Raw genomic sequence first — 9,746 nt, forward strand, 5'->3', positions numbered from 1 at the left:
GCACATCTATGGCACTACCCAAACGCATTATTCCCTGCCTCGACGTGACGGCGGGACGAGTCGTCAAAGGGGTCAATTTCGTCGAACTGCGCGACGCCGGCGATCCGGTCGAAATCGCGCGCCGCTATGGCGACCAGGGCGCCGACGAACTGACCTTTCTCGACATCACGGCGACCTCCGATGGACGTGACCTGATTTTGCCGATCATCGAGGCCGTTGCCGCCCAGGTATTCATCCCGCTGACCGTCGGCGGTGGCGTGCGCACCGTGCCCGACGTGCGGCGCCTGCTCAACGCCGGGGCCGACAAGGTCAGCATGAATTCCTCCGCCGTGGCCGATCCCCAATTGGTGGGCGACGCGGCTAGCAAATATGGCTCTCAATGCATCGTCGTGGCGATCGACGCCAAGCGCAGCGCCGGCACCGAGGCTGGCGAGGCGCCCCGCTGGGAGGTCTTCACGCACGGCGGGCGCAAGGGCACGGGGCTCGACGTGATCGAGTGGGCCAAGCGCGTCGAATCGCTCGGGGCCGGCGAAATCCTGCTCACCAGCATGGACCGCGATGGTACGAAGAATGGATTCGACCTGGCACTCACACGCGCGGTGTCCGATGCCGTCGGCATCCCGGTCATTGCCTCGGGCGGCGTCGGCAGTCTGGCCGACCTGGCCGATGGCGTTACGCAAGGGCATGCCGACGCGGTGCTGGCCGCCAGCATTTTCCACTACGGCGAATTCACGGTGGGTCAAGCCAAGCGCTACATGGCCGACCACGGCATTGCCGTCAGGCTTTAGTGCGGCAGCCCACCGACGCCAGCGGGCCGTTGGACGTCAACCAACCGGGACTACAGGAAACGATCATGTCTGCTAACTGGCTGGACAAGGTGAATTGGGACGAGCGAGGGCTGGTGCCCGCCATCGCGCAGGAAGTCGGCAGCAACGATGTGCTGATGGTCGCGTGGATGAATCGCGAGGCATTGGCGCGCACGGTCGAGACGGGCGAGGCGGTTTACTGGTCGCGCTCGCGCAACCGGCTCTGGCACAAGGGCGAAGAGTCCGGCCATGTGCAGACGGTCCGTGAAATCCGCCTGGACTGCGATGAAGACGTGGTGTTGCTCAAGGTCGAGCAACACGGCGGCATCGCCTGTCACACGGGGCGGCACGCCTGTTTCTTTCAGAAATTCGAGGGCAATGCGGCCGACGGCACCTGGAGCGCGGTCGAGCCTGTACTGAAAGATCCGCACAGCATTTACAAGTAAATAGGTTCAAGCATGAGCGATACCCTGCGCCGCCTGGCGGCTGTCATCGAATCCCGCAAGGGCGGCGATCCCGAGAAGTCATACGTGGCTCGCCTGTTTCACAAGGGCGACGATGGCATCCTCAAGAAGATCGGCGAGGAAGCCACCGAAGTCGTGATGGCGGCCAAGGATGCCCAACACGCCGGCAACCAGGGCGATACGCGTGCCAAACTGGTCGGCGAAACGGCGGATCTCTGGTTTCATTGCATGGTGATGCTGGCGCACCACGACCTGTCGCCCGACGACGTACTGACCGAGTTGGCCCGTCGGGAGGGACTCTCCGGCATCGAGGAAAAGGCCCTGCGCAAGGTGCGTGCTCGCGAGCAGGCGGGCGATTGAGTCGCACGAGCGGCGCATCTCACTACCATTTGTCGGGGGGCACCTGATGACCGATTATCCGGCGGCGCACACGCCGCTCGACGCCGAACAGGACGACAAGCTCCGCAAGCTCACGCATATCCTGTATGCGTTGTACGCCATTTTCTGGCTGACCGGCGGAGTGACCGCGCTGGTGGCGATCATCATCAATTACGTCAAGCGAGACGACGTCGCCGGCACGCTTTACGAATCCCATTTCGACTGGCAAATTCGCACCTTCTGGTGGTCGGTTCTATGGGGCGTGATCGGCGTGGCGCTGGCTCTGGTGCTGGTCGGCTTTGCCGTGTTGTGGGTGTTGGGCATCTGGACGCTCTACCGTATCGTCAAGGGTTGGCTCTATCTCCATGACGGCAAGCGCATGTACCCATGATGGCGACCCGGTCATGACAACGTCGCGCCGCGCGACTCAAAAAAACGAGGGCATATGAGTCACGAGAATTGTATTTTCTGCAAGATCGCCGCGGGTCAAATTCCTGGCAAGCGGGTGTTCGAAGACGATCAACTGATCGTCATTCACGACATCAATCCGGCCGCCAAGCTGCATTTGCTGGTCATCCCGAAGCGGCATATCGAGACACTGGCCGATTGCCTGCCAGAAAATCCGGCGGATCAGGCGTTGCTTGGTAGAATGCTTGCGTTGGCGCCCAATCTGGCTCGTGAGCAAGGCCATGGTTATGCCGATGGCGCGGGCGGATTCCGTGTGGTAATTAATACGGGGCCGGATGGTGGCCAAGAGGTCTATCATTTACATATGCATGTGCTGGCCGGACCACGGCCATGGAAGCGCATGGGATGACGGCGTGGCAACCGGCCAAATACCGGACACCACAGGTTTTCAAGGGGTTGATGCCTATCCGGCTGGATTGGCGTCGTGTTTGCCGGGCGGCACAGCCGCACGGCTGCAAGGAGAGTGGATATGGGTTCGTTGAGCATTTGGCATTGGTTGATCGTGCTGGTCATCGTGATGATGGTGTTTGGCACCAAGAAGCTGCGCAATATCGGCAGCGATCTGGGCGGCGCGGTCAAGGGCTTCAAGGAAGGCATGAAGGAAGGCGATAGCACGACTTCGACGTCGGCCGCCTCCGACAAGCCGGCAGTGAAAGAACTGCGCGACGGCAACGCGATCGACGTGGAAGTCAAGGATAGCAGCAGCCAAAAGCAAGGTTGAGGCGCGCGGCATGTTCGATTTCGATCTATCCAAGATGATGCTGATCGGTATCGTGGCGCTGGTCGTCATCGGTCCCGAGCGTTTGCCCAAGGTCGCGCGCACCGCGGGCGCGCTGTTCGGCCGGGCGCAACGCTACATCAACGACGTTAAGGCTGAAGTCAGCCGCGAAATCGAGCTCGACGGCCTGCGTTCCATGCGCGCGGAATTCGAGGACGCAGCCCGTCAAACCGAGGCGGCCATTCGCAAGAACCTAAAGGAGCAGGAGAGCGCGCTCAATGAAGCCTGGCAGAGCGCGGTAGCGGGGGATAGCGCGACTGCCGAGACGACCGATGGCATGATCGAGTCGCGTATCGGCAGTTCGCTGCGAACAACGACCAAGCGTCGCAACTGGCGCGTGCGGCAGAGCGCCACACCGGTCTGGTTCAAGAAGGCGAGTCTCAAACGGACCCAGGTGCAGTCGGCGGCGGCGCGTGTAGCGCGTCACACGCCGGCCCGCATGCGGCGGCCGGCCAGATTCTTCTAATAATGCGGCGCCGGTCCGGCGAGCCGCGATAACCTCTCATTAAGGTCGGGCGTGAGCGACGACAACCAAGTTTCGGATGAGGGCAACGAAACCTTCATCTCGCATCTGATCGAATTGCGTGACCGGATCATTCGGGCAGGCGCTTCGGTGATCGTGATTTTCTTCGGGCTGGTGTACTGGGCGCCGGACATTTTCCGGCTGCTGTCGCGGCCGCTCACACGCAATCTTCCGGCTGGCGGCAAGATGATCGTGACCGATGTGACCGGCTCGTTTTTCGTTCCGATGAAAGTCACGATGATGGTCGCTTTCGTCATCGCGCTGCCGTTCGTGCTCTACCAGGCCTGGGCTTTCATTGCGCCCGGGCTGTACAAGCATGAAAAAAAGCTGGTGATGCCGCTGGTGGTCAGCAGCTATGTTCTGTTCCTGCTGGGGATGGTGTTCGCGTACTTCCTGGTGTTTCCCACCATCTTTCATTTCATGGCGCACTACAACGCCCCGTTGGGCGCGCAGATGAACACCGACATCGATAACTACGTCAGCTTCGTGCTGACCATGTTTCTCGCGTTCGGGGTGACTTTCGAGGTGCCGGTGGTGTTGGTAGTGCTGGTGCGCATGGGTTTCGTCAGCATTGCCAAGCTCAAGCAGATGCGTCCCTATGCGGTTGTCGGCGCGTTCATCGTCGCCGCCGTCGTCACGCCGCCCGACATGCTTTCGATGATGATGCTCGCGGTGCCCCTGTGCCTGCTTTATGAATTCGGCATCATCGCGGCCCGCCTGTGGGCGAAAAACCGGCCGGCTGAGGACGCCGACGAGGCCGACGAGGCGGAAGAATCCGCGTCCTGAGTGCCGCGCCTTCGGTCACGCATTGCGCGCGCTGGTTACACCGAGCAGTGCGCCGAAGGTGAATCCCGAACTACGTCACTCGGCGCCGCCGCCGTCGGTGCCGGTATCGTCCGGCTGCGGCGGAGGCGGCGGACGCTTGCCGATCGATACCGTGATATCCATTGGTTTCTGCTTGCGCAGCACATGCAGCACGGCACTGCTGCCGGGCTTGAGTTGTGCAATGACGTTGAGCAGCTGTGAAGTGTCGGTTATCGATTGCTTGTTGACCTGCGTGAGGATGTCGCCCGGCTGAATGCCGCCGAGATCGGCCGGCCCGCCTTGCACGACGCCAGCGACAATCACCCCGGCATCCTGCTGCAAATTGAACGACTCGGCGATGTCGGAGGTAATATCCTGCGGCTCGACGCCGATCCAGCCGCGCGTTACCGTGCCGGTTGTGATAATGCTTTCCATCACCGAGCGCGCGGTCGATACCGGAATCGCAAAGCCGATCCCCATGTTGCCGCCGTTACGCGAGTAAATCGCCGTGTTGATGCCGACCAGATTACCCTGCGTATCCACCAGCGCGCCCCCCGAATTGCCGGGATTGATTGCGGCATCGGTCTGAATGAAGTTTTCGAATGCGCTGATGTCGAGATGATTGCGCCCCAGCGCGCTGATGATGCCCATCGTCACCGTCTGGCCCACACCGAACGGGTTGCCGATGGCCAACACAACGTCCCCGACATGCACGCGGTCCATGCGGCCCAGCGTGATGGCAGGCAAATGATTCAGATTGATCTTCAGCACCGCCAGGTCGGTTTCCGGGTCGCTGCCCACCAGCTTGGCGGCAGCCTTGCGGCCGTCAGGGAGCGCCACCTCGATCTCGTTGGCACCCGCGACCACGTGATGGTTGGTTAGAATGTATCCATCGGGACTGACGATCACGCCCGAACCCAGGCTCGACACCGGCTCCTGGCGCATGGCGCCGCCGTCGCCGAAGAAATAACGGAACAGCGGATCGTTCGCCTGCGGGGTGGAGCGTGGGGCGGTATCTTTGCTGGAAAAAATGCTGACCACTGCCGGCGTGGCGCGCTCGGCAGCCTCGGCGTACGAGCCCGGCGCGGGCTTGTCGCTGAAGCTGGGGGCGACTTCCTGCAGGGCGATGATCGGGTTGGCCAGTTGGCGTCCGAACGAGCCCTGGCGCTGCAGCCACTGCGGTTTGAGCGTCGCGACGATGAACAGCAGTGCCAGCAGGACCGTCACGGCTTGCGCGAATAACAGCCAGAAGCGTCTGAGCATGTAAGGGATAGAGGCGATGAACCGAGATGAACTGGAATTGTATCTGAACGAAGCGCTGCAAACCGCGCAATTTCGCGATTACTGTCCCAACGGACTGCAAGTCGAAGGGCGCCCCGAGGTGGCCCGGCTGATCACCGGCGTCACCGCCAGCCAGGCTCTGCTCGAGGAAGCCATCCAGTGGCGGGCCGATGCCGTACTGGTGCACCATGGCTACTTCTGGAAGGGCGAGGATCCTCGCATCGTCGGCTACAAGGGGCGCCGTCTGGGGTTGTTGCTCACCCATGGCATCAATCTGTTTGCCTACCACCTGCCGCTCGACGCGCATCCCGAGCTCGGCAATAACGCGCAGCTCGGCGCCCGGCTCGGCCTGCGCGCCACGGGGCGGTTCGGGCCCGACCAGCTCGGCTGGCTGGGCGTACTCGAGACCCCCATGGATGCCGGCGCGCTGGCTGAACGGATCGGTGCGGCGCTCGGGCGCTCGCCATTACTGCTGGGCGAGCCCGGCCGGCCGGTGCGGCACGTGGCATGGTGCACTGGCGCGGCGCAGGGTATGTTCGAGGCGGCCGTGGCAGCTGGCGCCGATGCCTACATAAGCGGCGAAGTCTCGGAGCAGACCACCCATCTGGCGCGCGAGACGGGCGTCGCCTATATCGGGGCCGGACATCACGCCACCGAGCGCTGGGGAATCATGGCGCTGGGCGAGCATTTGGCCCAGCGCTTCGGCATCGAGCACCGTTTCGTCGATATCGTCAATCCGGTATGAACCGGAGCTGTCCGTTCCGACCCAACGGCGATTTATTTTTTCAGGCTGTCGCGAATTTCGCGCAATAACAGGATATCTTCTGGGGTGGGCGCGGGAGGCGCGGGCGGCGGCTCTTTGCGCAGACGGTTGACCTGCTTGACCATCACGAAGATGATAAAGGCCAGGATGATAAAGTTCAGCAAGGCGGTGATGAAGCTGCCATAGCCGAGCACCGCGACGCCGGCCTTCGTCAGGTCTGCATAGGATTCCGGATTGCCTTTGAAGGTTGGCGGAATCGCGGCAAGCCTGATGAAGTGATTCGAAAAATCCAGACCGCCGAACATGGCCCCGACCACTGGCATGATGAGATCCTTGACGACTGAATCGACGATTTTGCCGAAGGCGGCGCCGATGATGACGCCCACGGCCAGATCCATCACATTGCCTTTGAGTGCGAATGTCTTGAACTCCTGCAGCATACTCATGCTAAACCTCCCGCTGTTGGTTTTGTTTCGAGCTGGTCGAGACCGCACGCCGATCATGAACAAATACGCGCCTGGCGTCAATGCGAGGCGCTGGTCAATACCGAAATGCGTTATGGCGGCGATACTTGCCGACAGGCTGGCCGCCAAGGGTGGTGGAGTATAATTTACGGTTGACGGAAAATCCAAATTCAAACTTGGGGACTGTGATGGGTGACAATCAAGAAAAGAACGTCGACAACAGCCGCCGAACTTGGCTAATCGCAACGTCTGTGGTCGGTGGAGTCGGTGGTGTGGCAACCCTGGTACCTTTCGTCAGTTCAATGGAGCCCTCGGAGCGGGCCAAGGCGGGCGGCGCGCCGGTCGAGGCAGACATCAGCGGTCTCAAGCCCGGCGACAAGATGACCGTCAGCTGGCGCGGTCTGCCGGTCTGGATCGTGCGGCGCACGCCCGATGAAATGGCCTCTCTGAGCGCCGACACGAGTCAGCTGGCCGATCCCGATTCAAAGCATCCTTTCAATTACCCGATGCCGTCCTACTGCGAGAACCCCTACCGGGCTCGCGTCGAACACAAGGATCTCCTCGTCGTCATCGGCATCTGCACCCACCTCGGCTGCATTCCTTCCGGTCCGTTCGAAGCCGATATCGTTCCGGCTCTCGGCAACTTTCCTGGCTTCTTCTGCCCCTGTCACGGTTCGACCTACGATATGTCCGGGCGGGTCTTCAAGAACAAGCCGGCGCCCAAGAATCTCGATGTCCCCCGTTACATGTACCTGTCCGACACGCACCTGGTGATCGGTAAAGACGAAAAAGGAGAGGCGTAACATGGCCGCCGATAAGAAAGTCGAAACGACAGGGCTGATCGGCTGGATCGATCGGCGTTTTCCGCTGACCAAGCTCTGGAAAGAGCATCTCTCCGAATACTACGCGCCCAAGAACTTCAACTTCTGGTACTTCTTCGGTTCGTTGGCGATGCTGGTGCTGGTGATTCAGGTGCTCACCGGCATCTTCCTGGTGATGAACTACAAGCCCGACGCGAAGCTGGCATTCTTCTCGGTCGAGTACATCATGCGCGACGTGCCGTGGGGCTGGCTGATTCGCTACATGCACTCGACCGGCGCCTCGATGTTCTTCGTCGTGGTCTACCTGCACATGTTCCGCGGCCTGCTGTATGGCTCCTACCGCAAGCCGCGCGAACTGGTATGGATCTTCGGATGCCTGATTTTCCTGTGCCTGATGGCCGAAGCCTTCTTCGGCTATTTGCTGCCGTGGGGACAAATGTCGTACTGGGGCGCCCAGGTGATCGTCAACCTGTTCTCCGCCATTCCGTTCATCGGCAAGGACCTCTCGCTCTGGATTCGTGGCGACTACGTCATCAGCGACGCCACGCTCAACCGCTTCTTCGCGTTTCACGTGATCGCCATCCCGCTGGTGCTGATCGGTCTGGTGGTCGCGCACATCATCGCGCTGCATGAAGTCGGATCGAACAATCCCGACGGCATCGAAATCAAGGAAAAGAAAGACGAAAAAGGCGTGCCGCTCGACGGCGTGCCGTTCCACCCCTATTACACGGTGCACGACATCATGGGGGTCGGAGTCTTCCTGATGGTGTTCAGCTTCATCGTATTCTTCGCCCCGACCATGGGTGGTTACTTCCTCGAAGCCAACAACTTCATTCCGGCCAATCCGCTGCAGACGCCGCCGCACATCGCGCCGGTGTGGTACTTCACGCCGTTCTACTCGATGCTGCGCGCTACCACCGACGACTTCAAGCACATCCTGATGGGCATCGCCGCCGCCCTTACCGTGCTATGGCTGGTACGAGGCAGGGCAAGCCTCAAGTGCAAGGGCATCGGCACGGTGCTGGTGGTGCTGCTGCTGCTCGCGATGTACTTCACCGAGGCCAAGTTCTGGGGCGTGGTCGTCATGGGCGGTGCGGTGCTTACGCTGTTCTTCCTCCCCTGGCTCGACAAGAGTCCGGTCAAATCGATTCGTTACCGTCCCGGATTTCACAAGGTCCTGCTGGGCATCCTGGTGATCGTTTTCTTCATCCTCGGCTACCTGGGCACGCAAGAGCCGACCCCGCTCAAGACCGCGCTGTCGCAAGTCTTCGCGCTGTACTACTTCGCGTTCTTCTGGGGCATGCCGTTCTGGACTCGGGCCGGCACCTTCAAGCCTGTGCCCGAGCGCGTCACTTACGCGGCCCATTGAGCGAAACCAAACGACACGGGATACCAAGATGAAGAAACTGTTCGCAATTCTCGCGCTCATCGGTTTGTTCGCCACGCCGGTGCTCGCCCAGGAGGCGCCTGTACCGCTCGACCCGGCCCCCAATCGCATCGACGACCTGGCGGCACTCCAGCATGGCGCGAAAATTTTCGTCAATTACTGCCTGAGCTGCCACAGCGCCGCGGCCATGCGCTACTCGCGCCTGACCGAACTCGGACTCACCGACAAGGAAATCAAGGATAATCTGCTCTTCGCCACCGACAAGATCGGCGCCACCATGAAGGTGGCGATGCGTCCCGAAGACGCCAAGAAGTGGTTCGGCGCGGCGCCCCCCGACCTGTCGGTCGAGGCCCGCGCGCGCGGCACCGATTGGCTCTACACCTACCTGCGCGGGTTCTATCGCGACGATTCGCGCCCGACAGGCTGGAACAACATCGTGTTCCCCAATGTCGGCATGCCCAATGTGCTGTGGCAACTGCAAGGCGAGCGGGTGTTGAAGCAGGTCGCCAGTGCCGGCGCGGGCGGTGAAGAAGGGCATGCGCCAGCCTTTGCGGGCTTCACCCAGGTAACGCCGGGCACGCTCACGCCGGTGCAATTCGATAGCACGGTGGCCGATCTGGTATCTTATCTGGATTGGATGTCCGAACCGGCCCAGCGTACCCGCCGCCAACTTGGCGTGTGGGTGCTGCTGTTCCTCGGGCTGTTCACTGTGCTGGCCTGGCGCTTGAACGCGGCCTATTGGAAAGACGTCAAGTAATCACAATTTCGTAGTGGGGCTAGGAACGGGGGAAGGGCCTTCCCGCTGCTAG

14 protein-coding genes are annotated in these 9,746 nt (G+C 61.3%); 12 read left to right on the forward strand and 2 right to left on the reverse strand.

Annotated features, from left to right (window positions below; genetic code table 11):
* Nucleotides 1–8: 8 nt before the first annotated feature.
* From hisF to tatC, 8 genes are all read left to right on the forward strand, one after another.
* On the forward strand, nucleotides 9–788 hold the full coding sequence (gene hisF, locus PATSB16_RS20380) for an imidazole glycerol phosphate synthase subunit HisF (RefSeq protein WP_047215792.1): 780 nt from the start codon (nucleotides 9–11) through the stop codon (nucleotides 786–788).
* A 65-nt stretch (nucleotides 789–853) separates the two neighbouring features.
* On the forward strand, nucleotides 854–1,252 hold the full coding sequence (gene hisI / locus PATSB16_RS20385; protein ID WP_047215793.1) for a phosphoribosyl-AMP cyclohydrolase: 399 nt from the start codon (nucleotides 854–856) through the stop codon (nucleotides 1,250–1,252).
* A 12-nt stretch (nucleotides 1,253–1,264) separates the two neighbouring features.
* Nucleotides 1,265–1,630: a phosphoribosyl-ATP diphosphatase gene (locus tag PATSB16_RS20390; protein WP_047215794.1), complete on the forward strand. Its 366-nt coding sequence runs from the start codon at nucleotides 1,265–1,267 to the stop codon at nucleotides 1,628–1,630.
* A 46-nt stretch (nucleotides 1,631–1,676) separates the two neighbouring features.
* The gene (locus tag PATSB16_RS20395) at nucleotides 1,677–2,039 is read left to right on the forward strand and encodes a DUF4870 family protein (RefSeq protein ID WP_047215795.1); all 363 of its coding nucleotides are present in this window, start codon (nucleotides 1,677–1,679) and stop codon (nucleotides 2,037–2,039) included.
* 54 nt (nucleotides 2,040–2,093) lie between these two features.
* Nucleotides 2,094–2,465 carry a histidine triad nucleotide-binding protein gene (locus tag PATSB16_RS20400; protein ID WP_047215796.1) on the forward strand — a complete coding sequence of 124 codons (372 nt, stop codon included), beginning with the start codon at nucleotides 2,094–2,096 and terminating at the stop codon, nucleotides 2,463–2,465.
* 120 nt (nucleotides 2,466–2,585) lie between these two features.
* Entirely contained in the window at nucleotides 2,586–2,837 is a 252-nt protein-coding gene (gene tatA, locus PATSB16_RS20405; RefSeq protein ID WP_047215797.1) for a Sec-independent protein translocase subunit TatA, read from the forward strand.
* Between the two features lie 10 nt (nucleotides 2,838–2,847).
* Nucleotides 2,848–3,360 carry a Sec-independent protein translocase protein TatB gene (gene tatB, locus PATSB16_RS20410; protein WP_047215798.1) on the forward strand — a complete coding sequence of 171 codons (513 nt, stop codon included), beginning with the start codon at nucleotides 2,848–2,850 and terminating at the stop codon, nucleotides 3,358–3,360.
* A 51-nt stretch (nucleotides 3,361–3,411) separates the two neighbouring features.
* The gene (gene tatC / locus PATSB16_RS20415; RefSeq protein ID WP_047215799.1) at nucleotides 3,412–4,203 is read left to right on the forward strand and encodes a twin-arginine translocase subunit TatC; all 792 of its coding nucleotides are present in this window, start codon (nucleotides 3,412–3,414) and stop codon (nucleotides 4,201–4,203) included.
* A 75-nt stretch (nucleotides 4,204–4,278) separates the two neighbouring features.
* Here the strand turns inward: tatC and PATSB16_RS20420 are convergent, their stop codons facing one another.
* Nucleotides 4,279–5,484 (reverse strand): Do family serine endopeptidase, encoded by a 1,206-nt coding sequence (locus PATSB16_RS20420; RefSeq protein WP_047215800.1) that lies wholly within the window; start codon nucleotides 5,482–5,484, stop codon nucleotides 4,279–4,281.
* 16 nt (nucleotides 5,485–5,500) lie between these two features.
* Here PATSB16_RS20420 and PATSB16_RS20425 point away from each other — a divergent pair, with 16 nt between their 5' ends.
* Nucleotides 5,501–6,247: a Nif3-like dinuclear metal center hexameric protein gene (locus PATSB16_RS20425; RefSeq protein WP_047215801.1), complete on the forward strand. Its 747-nt coding sequence runs from the start codon at nucleotides 5,501–5,503 to the stop codon at nucleotides 6,245–6,247.
* Between the two features lie 32 nt (nucleotides 6,248–6,279).
* Here the strand turns inward: PATSB16_RS20425 and mscL are convergent, their stop codons facing one another.
* Nucleotides 6,280–6,711, reverse strand: a complete 432-nt coding sequence (gene mscL / locus PATSB16_RS20430) for a large conductance mechanosensitive channel protein MscL (RefSeq protein WP_047215802.1) — start codon at nucleotides 6,709–6,711, stop codon at nucleotides 6,280–6,282.
* Between the two features lie 206 nt (nucleotides 6,712–6,917).
* On the opposite strand from mscL, the gene petA reads away from it, so the two are divergent.
* From petA to PATSB16_RS20445, 3 genes are read left to right on the forward strand one after another with little or no spacing between them, the layout of a single operon-like run.
* Nucleotides 6,918–7,532, forward strand: coding sequence for a ubiquinol-cytochrome c reductase iron-sulfur subunit (gene petA, locus PATSB16_RS20435; protein ID WP_047215803.1), 615 nt, complete (start codon nucleotides 6,918–6,920; stop codon nucleotides 7,530–7,532).
* 1 nt (nucleotide 7,533) lies between these two features.
* A complete protein-coding gene (locus tag PATSB16_RS20440) occupies nucleotides 7,534–8,919 on the forward strand; it encodes a cytochrome b (RefSeq protein ID WP_047215804.1) in 1,386 nt (461 codons plus the stop codon).
* A 28-nt stretch (nucleotides 8,920–8,947) separates the two neighbouring features.
* Nucleotides 8,948–9,694 carry a cytochrome c1 gene (locus PATSB16_RS20445; RefSeq protein ID WP_047215805.1) on the forward strand — a complete coding sequence of 249 codons (747 nt, stop codon included), beginning with the start codon at nucleotides 8,948–8,950 and terminating at the stop codon, nucleotides 9,692–9,694.
* Nucleotides 9,695–9,746 lie beyond the last annotated feature (52 nt).

Origin of the sequence: Pandoraea thiooxydans (assembly GCF_001931675.1) — a bacterium.
GTDB classification, from domain to species: domain Bacteria; phylum Pseudomonadota; class Gammaproteobacteria; order Burkholderiales; family Burkholderiaceae; genus Pandoraea; species Pandoraea thiooxydans.